We start from the raw sequence: 14,590 nt of genomic DNA, 5'->3' as shown, positions 1-14,590 counted from the left end.
CACGTGGAGCCCGCGGCGGGCCGGCGCCCTCTCGGTGCCGCACGGCCCGGACGGTGCCCGCCGGCTCCGGCAGGCACCGGTCAGCTCCGGCAGGCACCGGTCAGCTCCGGCGAGTGCCGGTCAGCTCTGGCGGGTGCCGCCGTTCAGCATCGCTGCGGCGTCCGTGGTCTCGGAGGCGGGCGGGGCGGTCACCTTCACCGACGTGCCGTAGTCCGAGTAGTAGTTCGTGGCGTCGATGCTCGTGGAGCCGTCCGCGTTCTTGGCCGTCTCGTGCTTCTTGACCAGCAGGTCGTCCTCATCGATCCACAGCTCGATCTTCTCCTTCTCCAGACCCTGCTGCTTGAACTGCTTCTCCAGCGCGTCGAGGTCCTTCTCCGAGAGGTCCTTCGACTGCATCCGGGTCAGCTCGTTGACGGAGATCGTGCCCGAGTAGCGCGTCGCCTTCTTGCCGCGCACCGTCTCGGTACCGAGCGCCTTGACCTTGCCGGAGGCCAGCACGAGCTGCACCGAGCGGGCCGGGTTGTTGTTCTGCATCTGGTCCTTGAGCATGGCGCCCGAGGCGCCGCCCTTCTTGGCCAGCACGTCGTAGTCGTACTTCATCCACGGCTTGCCGCCGGGCGCGCCGGAAGCGGGCCGGACGTACATGGCGTCGGGCAGATAGCGCGCCTTGGCCGACTGGTTGCCGGCCCCGCCCATGGTCAGGTCGGCCTCGCCCTTCATGCCGCCGCCGGACCAGTCGAAGGCACCCTCCATCTGGGTCTTCATCGACTTGCCCTGGACCGTCTGGTTGTTGACGCCCTCGACCTTGGCGGAGTTCTGGTTGTCGGTGGCCGTCGACGCCTTCTTCAGCGCCGCCAGCGCGCCCTGGAGAGCCGACCCTCCGGCCTTGTCCGCACCGCCCCCGCCGCCGTCTCCGTTCGCCTTCTCGCTGCCGCACGCCGTCAGTCCGGCTATGAGCGCGATACCCGCGGCAGCAGCCGCCGCCCTCGTCTTCCGCATGGGATTCAGCCCCCCTGTTGCTGGACGGGCCCCGAGGGCCCCCGTTCTTAACCGCACCTTATGCAACACAGGAGACGCGGCACACACCGGCCGGGGTTCCACGATCCCCGGGACCCGGCCCGACGGGCCCGCAGCAGCGGCGGACAGCGCCGAAGGGCGCGGCGCAGCCGCCCGGGAACGACACCCGGGAGACGACACGAGGCCGGTGCCCGCCCCCAGGGAGCGGACACCGGCCTCGGTGCGCCGTACGGCTGCCGGCCGGTCGCGGATCAGGCCGCGGCGGCCGGGTCCTCCTCGACGAGGAGGTTGCGGGTGCGGTTCGGGTCGACCGGCACACCCGGGCCCATCGTGGTGGTGAAGGAGGCCTTCTTGATGTACCGGCCCTTCGCCGCCGCGGGCTTCAGCCTGTTGATCTCCTCAAGGGCGGCGGCGTAGTTCTCGACGAGCTGCTGCTCGCCGAAGGACGCCTTGCCGATGATGAAGTGCAGGTTGGCGTGCTTGTCGACGCGGAACTCGATCTTTCCGCCCTTGATGTCGTTCACGGCCTTGGTCACGTCGGGGGTGACGGTGCCGGTCTTCGGGTTCGGCATGAGGCCACGCGGACCGAGCACGCGGCCGAGGCGGCCGACCTTGCCCATCAGGTCCGGGGTGGCGACGACGGCGTCGAAGTCGAGACGACCGCCGGCGACCTCCTCGATGAGCTCGTCGGAGCCGACGATGTCGGCCCCAGCGGCCTCCGCCGCCGCAGCACGGTCGCCGGTCGCGAAGACCAGGACCCGGGCGGTCTTACCGGTGCCGTGCGGGAGGTTGACGGTGCCGCGGACCATCTGGTCGGCCTTGCGCGGGTCGACGCCCAGGCGCATGGCGACCTCGACGGTCGCGTCGAACTTCTTCGTGGAGGTCTCCTGGGCGAGGCGGACGGCCTCCAGCGGCGCGTACAGCCGCGCCTTGTCGATCTTCGCGTCCGCTTCGCGGAGAGTCTTGCTGCGCTTCACTGCTGCTCCTGACGGTGTGGAGTCGTGGTGCGGGCCAGCGCCTGGCCCTGCCACGGGGGTGGGATCGGTTGCCGGGGGCTCAGCCCTCGACGGTCACACCCATGGAACGGGCGGTACCGGCGATGATCTTCTCCGCCTGGTCCAGATCGTTGGCGTTGAGGTCGGGCATCTTGGTCGTGGCGATCTCGCGCACCTGGTCGCGGCTGATCTTGGCGACCTTGGTGGTGTGCGGGGTGCCCGAGCCCTTCTCGACGCCCGCGGCCTTGAGGATCATCTTCGAGGCCGGCGGCGTCTTGGTGACGAAGGTGAAGGAGCGGTCCTCGTAGACCGTGATCTCCACCGGGATCACCCAGCCGCGCTGCGACTCGGTCGCCGCGTTGTAGGCCTTGCAGAACTCCATGATGTTGACGCCGTGCTGACCCAGCGCCGGGCCGACCGGCGGAGCCGGGTTGGCCGCACCGGCCTGGATCTGGAGCTTGATCAGCCCCGCGACCTTCTTCTTCTTGGGAGGCATGTTCTCTCCGGGTCCTGGTGAGAGGTGATTCGTCCGCCGCCCGTCATCCGGGCGGCGGCATACCGCACAACGATAGCCCGTACCGTTACGCGGCTTGAAACCGAGCAGGTCAGGAAGGGCGCGCGGGCCCTTCCTGACCTGTCCGGAAGCTGGGTTCGCCCACCCCGGGCGGCAGCTGCGGGGGGCGGCACCGGAGTGCCGCTCGGCCGGAGCCCGGGTGGGGAGGGTCAGTTCTTCTGGATCTGGTCGAAGCTGAGCTCGACCGGGGTCTCGCGGCCGAAGATCTCGACGAGGCCCTTGACCTTCTTGGAGTCGGCGTTGATCTCGTTGATGGTCGCCTGGAGGGTGGCGAACGGACCGTCGGTGACGGTGACCGAGTCGCCGACCTCGAAGTCGAGGACCTGGACCTCCACCTTGCGGCCGGGGGTGCCCGCGGGCTTCCCCTCCTCGTCGGCGGCGGCGGCCTTGGCGGCCTTCTCCTCGGCCTCGGGGGCCAGCATCTTGACGATCTCGTCGAGCGTCAGCGGGTACGGGTCGTAGGCGTTGCCGACGAAGCCGGTGACACCCGGCGTGTTGCGGACGACGCCCCACGACTCGTTGGTGAGGTCCATCCGGACCAGCACATAGCCGGGGAGCTTGTTCTGGCGCACGGTGCGGCGGTCGCCGTTCTTGATCTGGACGACCTCCTCCTGCGGCACCTCGGCCTGGAAGATGAAGTCCTCGACGTTGAGCGAGACGGCGCGCTGCTCCAGGTTGGTCTTCACCCGGTTCTCGTAGCCCGCGTAGGTGTGGATCACGTACCACTCGCCGGGCAGGAAGCGCAGTTCGTCGCGGAGCTGGGCGACGGGGTCGACCTGCTCCTCCTCGGCCTCCTCGGCCTCGGCGGTCTCCTCGGCCGCGGCGGCAGCGTCCTCGGGGGACTCGACCACGATCCCGGTCTCGTCCTCCTCGCGGACGGCGGCCTCCTCGGCGGGCTCACCGGCAGCGGCCTCGGCGGCTTCCGCCCGGTCGACGCTGCTGTCCGCGGCCTCGACGATGTCGCGCGCCGTGTCATCACCCTCGGCGGGCTCGACGGCATCGTTCATGTTCGGCTCAGACACGGTGGCTGCTTCTTCCTGGCTTCAAGGGGTCGAACATGCGGAAAGCCCCGCGAAGGGGGCTCTGCGCGGAGGGTCAGCCGAAGACGTGTTTCATGACTTCGGTCAGCCCATAGTCAATCACGAACACCAAGGCGATGATGATGACCACAAAGACGATCACCACGCTCGTGTACGTGGAGAGCTGCTGCCGCGTCGGCCAGACGACCTTCCGGAGCTCCGCGATGACCTGGCGGTAGAAAAGGCCGAGTCGAGCCAGAGGCCCCCTCTTCGCCCGCTTTCCGCCCTTGCGCGGCTTCTTGCCCTCGGACGACCCTCCGGGCTCGGGGACCTCGGTGGTGTCCGTGATCTCCGTCACTCGTCCTCACCTGATCCGGGTCGTTGCCCTGCGGCGTCCGGCCCGGCCGCACGGCGGTGCAATTCAGTGCAATTCACGCATGGTACGCACGCACACACCTTGGCGACGTGTGTGTAGCAGGGCCGGAGGGACTCGAACCCCCAACCGCTGGTTTTGGAGACCAGTGCTCTTCCAATTGAGCTACGACCCTTTGTGTTCCCTCAACCTACCGCATCCATGCCCTCGCACGGAGTGCGCATCGCGAGCGGGCTGCAAGTGACGGTTGAAGGCCAACGACATGCGAGTGTACGTGCTCAGGAGCCGGGCGTCGAACAGGATCCACCCCACCGCCCCCGCCGGAGGTCCCGCCGAAGGCGGCACCGCGGCCGCGTCGGAGGTGAGCGCACCGCCCGCCCGAGGCCCTCCCGCCGCCCGCGGAGGGGGTGCACCGCCCCCGCCGGATGTGACGCGGTAGCCGCGGAACCCCGGTGCCCCCGGGCTGCCGGGTCTGGGAACATGCCTCTATGACCGCAGCGACTCCCCCTGCACAGCCCTCGTCCGAGCGGCGCCTGTCGGCCCGCATCAGCGCGATCTCCGAGTCCGCCACCCTGGCCGTGGACGCCAAGGCCAAGGCGCTGAAGGCCGCCGGACGCCCGGTGATCGGCTTCGGCGCCGGCGAGCCGGACTTCCCGACGCCGGACTACATCGTCGAGGCGGCCGTGAACGCGGCCCGCGACCCGAAGAACCACCGCTACTCCCCCGCGGGCGGACTCCCCGAACTGAAGTCCGCCCTCGTCGACAAGACGCTCCGCGACTCCGGTTACCAGGTCGACGTCTCGCAGGTGCTCGTCACCAACGGCGGCAAGCAGGCGATCTACGAGGCGTTCGCCGCGCTGCTCGACCCGGGCGACGAGGTCATCGTGCCCGCGCCCTACTGGACCACCTACCCCGAGTCCATCCGGCTGGCGGGCGGTGTGCCGGTGGAGGTCGTCGCGGACGAGACCACCGGATACCGGGTCTCGATCGAGCAGTTGGAGGCCGCGCGCACCGAGAAGACGAAGGTGCTGCTGTTCGTCTCCCCCTCGAACCCGACCGGCGCCGTCTACCCGCGTGAGCAGGTCGAGGAGATCGGCCGCTGGGCGGTGGAGCACGGGCTGTGGGTGCTCACCGACGAGATCTACGAGCACCTGGTCTACGGCGACGCGGAGTTCACCTCGCTCCCGGCGGTCGTCCCGGAGCTGCGCGACAAGTGCGTGGTCGTCAACGGCGTGGCCAAGACGTACGCCATGACGGGCTGGCGCGTGGGGTGGCTGATCGGCCCGCAGGACGTGATCAAGGCCGCGACGAACCTCCAGTCGCACGCCACCTCGAACGTCAGCAACGTCTCGCAGGCCGCCGCGCTGGCCGCCGTCTCCGGCGACCTGGACGCCGTGGCGGAGATGCGCGCGGCGTTCGACCGGCGCCGCCGCACCATCGTGCGGATGCTGAACGAGATCGACGGCGTGCTGTGCCCCGAGCCGGAGGGCGCGTTCTACGCGTACCCGTCGGTGAAGGCGCTGCTGGGCAAGGAGATCCGCGGCAAGCGGCCCGCCACCTCCGTCGAGCTGGCCGCGCTGATCCTGGAGGAGGTCGAGGTCGCGGTCGTCCCGGGTGAGGCGTTCGGCACCCCCGGCTACCTGCGGCTGTCCTACGCGCTGGGCGACGAGGACCTGGCCGAGGGCGTCTCGCGGATCCAGAAGCTGCTCGCGGAGGCCCGCGACTGAGCGGTCGGCCCCGAAGGGAAGCCGAGCGGGCCCGGAGGCGCTGCCTCCGGGCCCGCTCGCGTTTTCGGAACATCCCCTTCCGGGAACCGGCTGTCTCTCCGGGGCCCTGATGCGGCAGGATCTGGGAATGTTGCACTCTTCCGGGGAGCGGGACCCGCGTACGCTGCCGAAGGCCCATCTGCATCTGCACTTCACCGGGTCGATGCGCCCCTCCACACTGCTCGAACTGGCGGACAAGTACGGCGTGCACCTGCCGGACGCGCTGAGCGGCGCCGAGCCGCCGAAGCTGCGGGCGACCGACGAGCGCGGCTGGTTCCGCTTCCAGCGGCTGTACGACATCGCGCGGTCCTGCCTGCGGGAGCCGGAGGACATCCAGCGGCTGGTGCGCGAGGCGGCCCAGGAGGACCTGCGGGACGGCTCGCGCTGGCTGGAGATCCAGGTCGACCCCACCTCCTACGCGCCGCGGCTGGGCGGACTCACGCCCGCGCTGGAGATCATCCTGGATGCGGTGGAGACCACGTCCCGGGAGACCGGACTCGGCATCCGGCTGCTGGTCGCGGCCAACCGGATGAAGCACCCGCTGGACGCCCGCACCCTCGCGCGGCTCGCGGTGCGCTACCGGGACCGCGGCATCGTGGGGTTCGGCCTCTCCAACGACGAACGTCGCGGCTTCGCACGGGATTTCGACCGCGCCTTCACCATCGCGCGGGAGGGCGGGCTGCTCGCGGCGCCGCACGGGGGCGAGCTGTCCGGGCCGAGCAGCGTCCGGGACTGCCTGGACGATCTGCGCGCCGGCCGGATCGGCCACGGGGTGCGCGCCGCGGAGGACCCCTGGCTGCTGGCCCGGCTGGCCGAACGGCAGGTGACCTGCGAGGTCTGCCCCGCCTCCAACGTCGCGCTCGGTGTCTACGACAAGGCGGCCGACGTGCCGCTGCGGGCGCTGTGGGACGCCGGGGTGCCGGTGGCACTCGGCGCCGACGACCCGCTGCTGTTCGGCTCCCGGCTGGCGGCGCAGTACGAGCTGGTGCGCCGGGAGCTCGGCTTCTCGGACGCGGAGCTGGCGGAGCTGGCCCGGCAGTCCGTGCGCGGCGCCTCGATGCCGCAGGGCGTCCGGGAGGAGATCCTGGCGGACATCGACGCCTGGCTGGCGGCCGAACCGGGCTGACCCGCCGGACGCCGGGAGCTGTCGCCACGGGCGCCGGGCGGCCGGACCGCGGGACGCCGGGGCGGCGCGGCCACCGCGCCCGCCGGGGTGCGCCCGCCGCGGACCCCGGGCGCCCGTCCGGGCGCTGACGCTACAGTGCGCAGCCGACCATCACCGGTTCGTTGGTGAGGTCGACGCCGAAGGCCTCCCGTACCCCCTCGCGCACCTCCCGGGCCAGTCCGAGCAGGTCCGCCGTGGTGGCCGAGCCGCGGTTGGTGAGCGCCAGGGTGTGCTTGGTGGAGATCCGGGCCGGGCCCTGGCCGTACCCCTTGGTGAAGCCCGCCCTGTCGATGAGCCAGGCCGCGGACGTCTTGGTCAGCCCCTCCCCCGCGGGGAAGGCCGGGGGTGCCACGTCCGGGCCGAGCCGCTCGGCCACCCGGTCGAGGAAGGCCGCGTACGCCGCCTCGTCCAGGATCGGGTTGGTGAAGAAGGACCCGGCCGACCAGGTGTCGTGGTCCTCGGGGTCGAGCACCATGCCCTTGCCGGCGCGCAGCCGCAGCACGGTCTCGCGGGCCTCGGCGACCGGCACCCGGTCCCCCGTCCCGACCCCGAGGAGCCGTGCCGTCTCCCCGTACTTGACCGGCGCGGACCTGCCCGCCGCGTCCTCCAGCTCGAAGCGGACCCGCAGCACGACGTGGCGTGCGGGGTCGGCCTTGAAGCGGCTGTGCCGGTAGGAGAAGTCGCACTCGGAGTTCGAGAGGGTGACCGTCTCGCGGGTCCGCCGGTCGTAGGCGACGACCTCGGTGAGCGTGCTGGAGACCTCCTGGCCGTACGCGCCGACGTTCTGGATCGGCGTGGCGCCCGCGGAGCCGGGGATGCCGGCCAGGCACTCGATGCCCGCCAGCCCGGCCTCGACGGTGCGTGCGACGGCGTCCGACCAGTTCTCGCCCGCCGCCAGCTCCAGCCTGGTGCCGGAGAGCGAGGAACCGCTGGTCGCGATGTGCAGGACGGTCCCCGCGAAGCCGTCGTCGGAGATCACGAGGTTGCTGCCGCCCGCGATGATCAGCAGCGGCGTACCGCTGTCGTCGGCCTCGCGGACCGCCGCGATCACCTCGTCGTCGGTGGTCGCCGTGACCAGCCGCCGGGCCGGGCCGCCGAGGCGCAGCGTCGTCAGCGGGGCGAGCGAGACCAGGGGGACACCGGGGTCAACATAGAGTTCCTGCACGCGCTCCAGAGTACGGGGGCGCGGGCGCTGCTCGGCCGGAGGCCGCGCTGGACCGCCGGGGCGGCCCGCTCGGCTCCGGTCCGCTCGGCTCCGGTCCGCAGCGGGCCGGCAGCCGGGAGCCGGAAGCTTCCGGGGCCTTTCGCTCGATCCGGGGCTCGCGGGCCGCGCTTCGGGGCCCGCCGGCGCGGGACCGGGGCCGCCGGTCCGTCAGGCGAGCCGGACCACGGCGCGGGACATCCCCAGCACCTTGGCGCCGGCGCTGCTGACCGTCAGGTCCACCTGGACCGTACGGGCCTCGTCGTCCAGCTTCCTGGCGACCTTCGCCGCCACCTCGATGGCAGCGCCCCGGCCGTCGTCCGGGACGACGACCGGCTTGGTGAAGCGCACTCCGTACTCGACCAGCGCGCCGGGGTCGCCCGTCCAGTCGGTGATCACCCGAGCGGCCTCGGCCATGGTGAACATGCCGTGCGCGATCACGTTCGGCAGCCCGACGTCCTTGGCGAACCGCTCGTTCCAGTGAATGGGGTTGAAGTCCCCGGAGGCGCCCGCGTACCGGACCAGCCGCTCGCGGTCCACGGGGAAGGTGCGGGCGGGCAGCTCCGTGCCCACCTCCACATCGGCGTAGGCGATCTGCGCTGTCATGTCCGTCACTCCCCTTCGGCCGCTTCCACCGCACGCGCCACCAGCTTGGTGTGCACGGTCACCACCGGCTCACCGGCCGCGTCCCGGACCTCGCCGCGGACGTCGAGGACCTCGTTGCCCGCCAGGGATTTGATGGACTCGATCGTCGAGGTGGTCGAGAGCAGGTCTCCCGCGCAGACCGGGCGGTGGTGGACGAAGCGCTGGCCACCGTGGACGACCCGCGCGTAGTCCAGCCCCAGTTCCGGGTCCTGCACCACGGTGAAGGCCTCCCGGAACGTGACGGAGAAGACGAAGGTGGGCGGCGCGATCACCTCGGGGTGACCGAGCGCCCGGGCCGCCTCGGCGTCCGTGTAGACGGGGTTGTCGTCCCCGATGGCCTCCGCGAACTCGCGGATCTTCTCCCTGCCCACCTCATAGGGCCTGCCGGGCGGGTACGTCCGTCCGACGAAGGACTGGTCGAGTGCCATCTGCGGCGCCTCCTGCGGCGGTGCGGCGAATTCACGACGAGTACGACGAGTACGGCTGCGCGGGACGTCCGGTTCCGGAGCGCCGGACACCGGACACAGCACGAGGCCGACCCCGGTTGCCGGGGACGGCCTCGGAGCACGAGACGATTCAGCGCGTCTCGCGGTGCACGGTGTGCCGGTTGTCGCGCGGGCAGAACTTCTTCATCTCAAGCCTGTCCGGGTTGTTGCGCCGGTTCTTCTTCGTGATGTAGTTCCGCTCCTTGCACTCCACGCAGGCCAGCGTGATCTTCGGGCGGACGTCTGTGGCAGCCACGTGAGTGCTCCTTGACGAACGGACGGGTTTTAACGCAGAAAGAGTAGCCGATCGGAGGACCGACCCCACAACCGGCTACTGTCGGTGAAGTAGCGGTGACCGGACTTGAACCGGTGACACAGCGATTATGAGCCGCTTGCTCTACCGACTGAGCTACACCGCCACGATGCGGCGACCTCCCGACGGAAGATCTGTCACATCAGAGCCCCAAAACGGAATCGAACCGTTGACCTTCTCCTTACCATGGAGACGCTCTGCCGACTGAGCTATTGGGGCGAGCGATGAAGACATTACACGCCCCGCCGCCAAACGTGAAATCGGTATTCGCCCCGCCGACACCCCCGGACCGGCCTCCGGAGCGCCGCTGATCCGCCCCCGGTCCGCCGTCCACGCGGCCGTCGGGCCGGGGGGCAGACCTCGGCAGCACCCACCGGCTCCGGCGCACCACCCGGAACGGACCCGGCACACCACACCGGTACGACTATTCGTCTCCTCCCCGTCGGCGCTCACTGCGCGTCCTACTCTCGTCCCACATACGACGTGGGAGTCAGATGACCGACAGCGAGCCACAGGAACCGGGAAAGGCGGGGCGGGATTCCCGCGACGCCGCCCGGCGGTCCGTTCGCCCGGCACGCTCCCTCGTGCTGTGCGGCGCGCGGCTGGCCGACGGCCGCACGGTCGACGTACGCCTCGTCGGCGAACGCATCGAAGCAGTCGGCACCGCCGGCAGCCTCGGCACGGAACAGGACAGCGCCACCCGGATCGACCTGTCCGGCTATCTGCTGCTCCCCGCCCCCGCCGAGCCCCACGCGCACTACGACACCGCGCTGACCGCCGACCCGCCCGGCCGCCCCGACCTCGCACGGTCCGGCGACAGCGCCGACCCCGCCACGGACGACGTGCAGCGGCGCACCACCGAGGCGGCGCTCCTCCAGCTCAGCCAGGGCGCGACCGCGCTGCGCACCCATGTGCACATCGGCGACGTCGCGGGACTGCGCTCGCTGGCGGCGGTGCTCCAGGCCCGCAGATCGCTGCGCGGCCTGGTGGACCTCAGCGCCGTCGCCGTGCCCCGGCTGCTGACCGGGGCCGCGGGAGCCGAGGGGCTGTCGATGCTGCGGGACGCCGTGAAGATGGGCGCCGCCGCCGTCGGCGGCTGCCCCGACCTGGACCCCGACCCGGGCGGCTACGTGGAGGCGGTCCTGGACGTCGCGGCCGAACACGGCTGCCAGGTCGACCTGCACACCGACGGCGGCGACCCGGCACGCCTCGCCCGCCTCGCGGCCGCGGTCGGCGGGCTCCGGCCCGGCGTCGCCATCGGCCCCTGCGGCGGCCTCGCCCGGCAGCCGCTCCAGATCGCGCAGCGCGCCGCCGGCCAACTGGCCGCCGCCGGGGCGACGGTGGTGTGCCTGCCGCAGGGCAACTGCGGCGTGCTCGAACGCTCCACCCCCACCGCGCCCTCCCGGACGGCACCCGTCCGGATGCTGATGGCGGCCGGGGTCGCGGTCGCCGCGGGCAGCGGGGCGCTGCGGGACGCCGCCAACCAGGTGGGCCGCGGCGACCCGCTGGAAGCCGCCTATCTCCTCGCCTCGCACGGAGAGGCCCGCCCCTACAGCGCCTACGAAGCGATCAGCACCCGTGCCCGCGCCGCGATGGGACTGCCCGAGGTGCGTGTCGAGGCCGGCTTCCCCGCGGAACTGCTCGCGGTCCGCGGTACGGAACTGGCCGCGGCACTCTCCCTCGCCTACAGCCGGATCGTCGTCCACCGGGGGCGCGTGGTGGCACGCACCAGCGCCGTACGGGAGTACTGCGACCTGGTCGGCGCCCGCGAGTTGGGACTGCCGCGCCAGTCGCAGGGGTGACGGACCGGGCGGACGGGTGCGCGCCCGCTCCGGCTGACCGGGGGTGCGCCGTCGACTGCCCCGGGGGGCGTACGGTCGGAGGATGCGCACAGTTATCGCAGGTGGACACGGTCAGATCGCGTTGCGGCTGGAGCGGCTGCTCGCCGGGCGCGGGGACGCGGTGGCGGGGATCGTCCGCCGCCCCGGACAGGCGAGCGACCTTCTGGCCGCGGGTGCCGAACCCGTCGTGTGCGACCTGGAGACGGCCGCTGTCGAAGAGGTGACACGGCATCTGGAGGGCGCCGACGCGGCCGTCTTCGCCGCCGGGGCCGGACCGGGCAGCGGCAGCGCCCGCAAGCAGTCGGTGGACCATCGCGCGGCCGTCCTGTTCGCGGACGCGGCACAGGCAGCGGGCGTACGACGTTACGTGATGGTCTCCGCGATGCGCGCCGATGCGCTCCTCGACGGCTCCCCCGAGGGCATGGACCCCGTCTTCGCGGACTACCTGCGGGCCAAGGGCGCCGCCGACGACGACCTGAGGGCCCGCACGGACCTCGACTGGACGGTGCTGCGCCCCGGCCGGCTCACCGACGAGACCGGCACCGGCCGCGTCCACCTGGCCCCCGAGACCGGCCGCGGCGAAGTGACACGGGACGACGTGGCAGCCGTCCTCCTGGCCCTGCTCGACGAACCCCGCACCGCCGGACTGACCCTGGAACTCATCGGCGGCCGGATGCCGATCCCCGAGGCGATCGACGAGCTCGCCGGGGTGGAAGGAAGCTGAGGGCGGAAAGCCGCCGCACCCCCGGGCCGGTGCGTGTGCGGGCGCGCGGTGCCGACGCGGTTCGGCGCCCGGACTGGCACCGAACCGAACCGGCACAAGCACCGGCACCGGCGCCGAACAAGCACCGGCACCGGCACCGGCAAGTCGCCCGCTGCGGAACGGCGCTGACGGGGCAGCGCGCGTCCCGCGACGGGACCGGCGCTGCCCCTGCCCACCCCTACCGGTCCGTCACCCGAACTGGCCGGGCTGGTAGGTCCCGGCGGGCTGCTGGACGAGGACGTTCCCGCGGTTGAAGGCATTGATCAGGGCGATCAGCGACACCAGGGCCGCGAGCTGCTCCTCGTCGTAATGCTCGGCGGCGGCCGCCCACGCCTCGTCGGTGACCCCGCCCGCCGCGTCCGCGATGCGGGTGCCCTGCTCCGCCAGCTCCAGCGCCGCCCGCTCGGCCGCGGTGAACACAGTGGCCTCGCGCCAGGCCGCGACCAGATGGAGCCGGGTCGAGGTCTCTCCCGCGTGCGCGGCTTCCTTGGTGTGCATGTCGCTGCAGAATCCGCAGCCGTTGATCTGGCTGGCGCGGATCTTCACCAGTTCCTGCGTCGCGGACGGCAGCGCCGAGTCCTCCACCACCTTGCCGGCCGCGACGATGTGCTTCATGAACCTGCTCAGCAGCGGGCTCTCGAAAAGGTTCAGACGAGCTTCCACGGTGCACTCCCTGCTTGCCGTTGTCGATGACTGCACCCGTACCGACGGGTGGGCCCCCGCACGATGTGACACGGCGGGAACGTGACGTGCGTCTCCCCCGCCTCCGGCCGCGCCGGACTCGTCACGGACCGGATGGCAGGTGGCCACGACACCCCCTCTCACCTGCGTCGGATACGCCGACAGCGCAACGGAGGATGCGTGGGCCATCCGGCCGCCACAGTGGTCGGATGCCGAACGACGAGCACGCCGAAAGCCTCCGGGCGGCCGAACGCCGCCTCCAGGCCGCCCAACTCGCCTCCGATGTCGATGCACTGGCCGAGCTGATCGACGACAGGGGACGGTTCACCGGACCGGACGGAAGCCTCCACACCAAGCAGGACGACCTGCGCGCGCACGCATCCGGCCGCCAGCTGCTGAAACGTCTCGAAGAGGAGGAACTCCAGGTGCTGGCCACCGCGCACACCGGTGTCACCTGGTTCCTCGGCACGCTGGAGGGCTCCTTCGAGGGGCAGTCCGTACGCGCCCGGCTGCGCTATACCCGGACCTGGACCCGTGACCGGACGAGCTGGAAGATCATTGCGGCCCACGCCACCCTCGTCACCGACGAGCCCTCTCCCTGACCGTGCCGGAGTGCGGCCTGAAGGGGGACACCTGGGGGAAAGCTCGCTGATCAACCCCGGTAGACCGGGCGGGACAGGGGGCGACGAACCGCCCTTTCCACCCCTGATCCGAATCGGGGTGTTCGCGCACGAAAAAGCCCCTCCGACGCTGCTCTCGCAGTTCGGAGGGGCTTTCCCCAATGTGGCGGCGCTAGGATTCGAACCTAGGAAGGCTGAGCCGGCAGATTTACAGTCTGCTCCCTTTGGCCGCTCGGGCACACCGCCAGGGATTGCTGCCGGGCACTCCGCCTGGGGCGGTGCGCCGTGGCAACGGTGTAAACCATACCCGATGCACCGGGGTGGTTCGCCACCTGGTTGATCAGCCGCGCGGGGCCGTCGCGCGGGCCGCCGGGCGGGGCCTCGGGGCGGGCCGAGTGCTTCGTCGCGACGCCCTCCGCGGCAGCGGCCGGAGCGCGGTCGCGGGTGGCTAGGCTTTGCGCACGGCCCTCCGGGGTCGTTCTCTGCCGGATCTATGTACGAGGAGCCAACTCACCATGGCCGACTCCAGTTTCGACATCGTCTCGAAGGTCGAGCGGCAGGAGGTCGACAACGCGCTGAACCAGGCCGCGAAGGAGATCTCCCAGCGCTACGACTTCAAGGGTGTGGACGCGTCCCTCGCGTGGTCGGGCGAGCGGATCGAGATGCGGGCGAACTCGGAGGAGCGGGTCAAGGCCGTGCTCGACATCTTCCAGTCCAAGCTGGTCAAGCGCGGTATCTCGCTGAAGGCGCTGGACGCCGGGGAGCCGCAGGCGTCGGGCAAGGAGTACCGCATCTCCGCGTCGCTCCAGGAAGGCATCTCGCAGGACAACGCGAAGAAGGTCGCGAAGGTGATCCGGGACGAGGGGCCCAAGGGCGTGAAGGCCCAGGTGCAGGGCGACGAGCTGCGGGTGACCTCGAAGAGCCGGGACAGCCTGCAGGAGGTCATCGGCCTGCTGAAGGGCAAGGACTTCGACTTCGCCCTCCAGTACGTCAACTTCCGCTGACGTCGGTGTGCCGTTCCGGCCCGCCCGGTCCCGCCGTGCGGCGGGACCGGGCGGGCCGACGCGTGTCCGGGGGCCGGCTTCTTGGGGCTCCCGGCGGAACAGCGCTGCCCCGCCGCGGACTCCGGGGA

Annotated in this window: 16 protein-coding genes and 4 tRNA genes; 6 read left to right on the top strand and 14 right to left on the bottom strand. The window is 71.5% G+C overall.

Annotated elements, in window-relative coordinates; all coding sequences use genetic code 11:
* Positions 1-120 precede the first annotated feature (120 nt).
* From A949_RS0101390 to A949_RS0101365, 6 genes are all read right to left on the bottom strand, one after another.
* Positions 121-999 (bottom strand): hypothetical protein, encoded by an 879-nt coding sequence (locus A949_RS0101390; protein WP_019354216.1) that lies wholly within the window; start codon positions 997-999, stop codon positions 121-123.
* A 269-nt stretch (positions 1,000-1,268) separates the two neighbouring features.
* The gene (rplA, locus tag A949_RS0101385; protein WP_019354215.1) at positions 1,269-1,994 is read right to left on the bottom strand and encodes a 50S ribosomal protein L1; all 726 of its coding nucleotides are present in this window, start codon (positions 1,992-1,994) and stop codon (positions 1,269-1,271) included.
* Positions 1,995-2,073: 79 nt separating this feature from the next.
* Positions 2,074-2,508 carry a 50S ribosomal protein L11 gene (gene rplK / locus A949_RS0101380; RefSeq protein WP_019354214.1) on the bottom strand — a complete coding sequence of 145 codons (435 nt, stop codon included), beginning with the start codon at positions 2,506-2,508 and terminating at the stop codon, positions 2,074-2,076.
* 227 nt (positions 2,509-2,735) lie between these two features.
* The gene (gene nusG / locus A949_RS0101375; RefSeq protein ID WP_026004240.1) at positions 2,736-3,608 is read right to left on the bottom strand and encodes a transcription termination/antitermination protein NusG; all 873 of its coding nucleotides are present in this window, start codon (positions 3,606-3,608) and stop codon (positions 2,736-2,738) included.
* 73 nt (positions 3,609-3,681) lie between these two features.
* Positions 3,682-3,963: a preprotein translocase subunit SecE gene (secE, locus tag A949_RS0101370; protein WP_019354212.1), complete on the bottom strand. Its 282-nt coding sequence runs from the start codon at positions 3,961-3,963 to the stop codon at positions 3,682-3,684.
* 117 nt (positions 3,964-4,080) lie between these two features.
* A tRNA-Trp gene (locus A949_RS0101365) sits at positions 4,081-4,153 on the bottom strand.
* 313 nt (positions 4,154-4,466) lie between these two features.
* On the opposite strand from A949_RS0101365, the gene A949_RS0101360 reads away from it, so the two are divergent.
* Positions 4,467-5,705 carry a pyridoxal phosphate-dependent aminotransferase gene (locus A949_RS0101360; RefSeq protein WP_019354211.1) on the top strand — a complete coding sequence of 413 codons (1,239 nt, stop codon included), beginning with the start codon at positions 4,467-4,469 and terminating at the stop codon, positions 5,703-5,705.
* Between the two features lie 109 nt (positions 5,706-5,814).
* Positions 5,815-6,870, top strand: coding sequence for an adenosine deaminase (locus tag A949_RS0101355; RefSeq protein ID WP_051019352.1), 1,056 nt, complete (start codon positions 5,815-5,817; stop codon positions 6,868-6,870).
* 130 nt (positions 6,871-7,000) lie between these two features.
* On the opposite strand, the gene A949_RS0101350 is transcribed toward A949_RS0101355, so the two are convergent.
* The 6 genes from A949_RS0101350 to A949_RS0101325 form a co-directional block, all read right to left on the bottom strand.
* Positions 7,001-8,074, bottom strand: coding sequence for a UDP-N-acetylmuramate dehydrogenase (locus A949_RS0101350; protein WP_019354209.1), 1,074 nt, complete (start codon positions 8,072-8,074; stop codon positions 7,001-7,003).
* A gap of 207 nt (positions 8,075-8,281) precedes the next feature.
* Positions 8,282-8,716: a MaoC family dehydratase gene (locus A949_RS0101345; protein WP_019354208.1), complete on the bottom strand. Its 435-nt coding sequence runs from the start codon at positions 8,714-8,716 to the stop codon at positions 8,282-8,284.
* A gap of 5 nt (positions 8,717-8,721) precedes the next feature.
* Positions 8,722-9,183, bottom strand: a complete 462-nt coding sequence (locus A949_RS0101340; protein ID WP_019354207.1) for a MaoC family dehydratase N-terminal domain-containing protein — start codon at positions 9,181-9,183, stop codon at positions 8,722-8,724.
* 148 nt (positions 9,184-9,331) lie between these two features.
* A complete protein-coding gene (gene rpmG, locus A949_RS0101335) occupies positions 9,332-9,496 on the bottom strand; it encodes a 50S ribosomal protein L33 (protein WP_019354206.1) in 165 nt (54 codons plus the stop codon).
* A 90-nt stretch (positions 9,497-9,586) separates the two neighbouring features.
* A tRNA-Met gene (locus A949_RS0101330) sits at positions 9,587-9,659 on the bottom strand.
* 40 nt (positions 9,660-9,699) lie between these two features.
* Positions 9,700-9,772: transfer RNA gene (locus tag A949_RS0101325), tRNA-Thr, on the bottom strand.
* Between the two features lie 275 nt (positions 9,773-10,047).
* On the opposite strand from A949_RS0101325, the gene A949_RS0101320 reads away from it, so the two are divergent.
* Both A949_RS0101320 and A949_RS0101315 read left to right on the top strand, forming a co-directional pair.
* The gene (locus A949_RS0101320) at positions 10,048-11,355 is read left to right on the top strand and encodes an amidohydrolase family protein (protein ID WP_019354205.1); all 1,308 of its coding nucleotides are present in this window, start codon (positions 10,048-10,050) and stop codon (positions 11,353-11,355) included.
* 82 nt (positions 11,356-11,437) lie between these two features.
* Complete coding sequence (locus A949_RS0101315; protein WP_026004239.1) at positions 11,438-12,118, top strand: NAD(P)H-binding protein; 681 nt, start codon at positions 11,438-11,440, stop codon at positions 12,116-12,118.
* A 228-nt stretch (positions 12,119-12,346) separates the two neighbouring features.
* Here the strand turns inward: A949_RS0101315 and A949_RS0101310 are convergent, their stop codons facing one another.
* Positions 12,347-12,820, bottom strand: coding sequence for a carboxymuconolactone decarboxylase family protein (locus tag A949_RS0101310; RefSeq protein WP_019354203.1), 474 nt, complete (start codon positions 12,818-12,820; stop codon positions 12,347-12,349).
* A 227-nt stretch (positions 12,821-13,047) separates the two neighbouring features.
* Here A949_RS0101310 and A949_RS0101305 point away from each other — a divergent pair, with 227 nt between their 5' ends.
* On the top strand, positions 13,048-13,440 hold the full coding sequence (locus A949_RS0101305) for a nuclear transport factor 2 family protein (RefSeq protein WP_019354202.1): 393 nt from the start codon (positions 13,048-13,050) through the stop codon (positions 13,438-13,440).
* Between the two features lie 182 nt (positions 13,441-13,622).
* On the opposite strand, the gene A949_RS0101300 is transcribed toward A949_RS0101305, so the two are convergent.
* Positions 13,623-13,704, bottom strand: a tRNA-Tyr gene (locus A949_RS0101300).
* Between the two features lie 269 nt (positions 13,705-13,973).
* On the opposite strand from A949_RS0101300, the gene A949_RS0101295 reads away from it, so the two are divergent.
* A complete protein-coding gene (locus tag A949_RS0101295; protein ID WP_019354201.1) occupies positions 13,974-14,462 on the top strand; it encodes a YajQ family cyclic di-GMP-binding protein in 489 nt (162 codons plus the stop codon).
* Positions 14,463-14,590: the final 128 nt, after the last annotated feature.

The organism is Streptomyces sp. AA1529 (assembly GCF_000280905.1).
In the GTDB taxonomy this organism is placed as follows: Bacteria; Actinomycetota; Actinomycetes; order Streptomycetales; family Streptomycetaceae; genus Streptomyces.
This window is presented reverse-complemented; position numbering and strand designations above follow the sequence as displayed.

Bases quoted from the DNA above. Each gene is read 5' to 3' on its own strand.
- A949_RS0101390 (WP_019354216.1), bottom strand. From the start codon at position 999: ATGCGGAAGACGAGGGCGGCGGCTGCTGCCGCGGGTATCGCGCTCATA.
- rplK (WP_019354214.1), bottom strand. From the start codon at position 2,508: ATGCCTCCCAAGAAGAAGAAGGTCGCGGGGCTGATCAAGCTCCAGATC.
- A949_RS0101360 (WP_019354211.1), top strand. From the start codon at position 4,467: ATGACCGCAGCGACTCCCCCTGCACAGCCCTCGTCCGAGCGGCGCCTG.
- A949_RS0101355 (WP_051019352.1), top strand. From the start codon at position 5,815: ATGCGGCAGGATCTGGGAATGTTGCACTCTTCCGGGGAGCGGGACCCG.
- A949_RS0101345 (WP_019354208.1), bottom strand. From the start codon at position 8,716: ATGACAGCGCAGATCGCCTACGCCGATGTGGAGGTGGGCACGGAGCTG.
- A949_RS0101340 (WP_019354207.1), bottom strand. From the start codon at position 9,183: ATGGCACTCGACCAGTCCTTCGTCGGACGGACGTACCCGCCCGGCAGG.
- A949_RS0101320 (WP_019354205.1), top strand. From the start codon at position 10,048: ATGACCGACAGCGAGCCACAGGAACCGGGAAAGGCGGGGCGGGATTCC.
- A949_RS0101315 (WP_026004239.1), top strand. From the start codon at position 11,438: ATGCGCACAGTTATCGCAGGTGGACACGGTCAGATCGCGTTGCGGCTG.
- A949_RS0101305 (WP_019354202.1), top strand. From the start codon at position 13,048: ATGCCGAACGACGAGCACGCCGAAAGCCTCCGGGCGGCCGAACGCCGC.
- A949_RS0101295 (WP_019354201.1), top strand. From the start codon at position 13,974: ATGGCCGACTCCAGTTTCGACATCGTCTCGAAGGTCGAGCGGCAGGAG.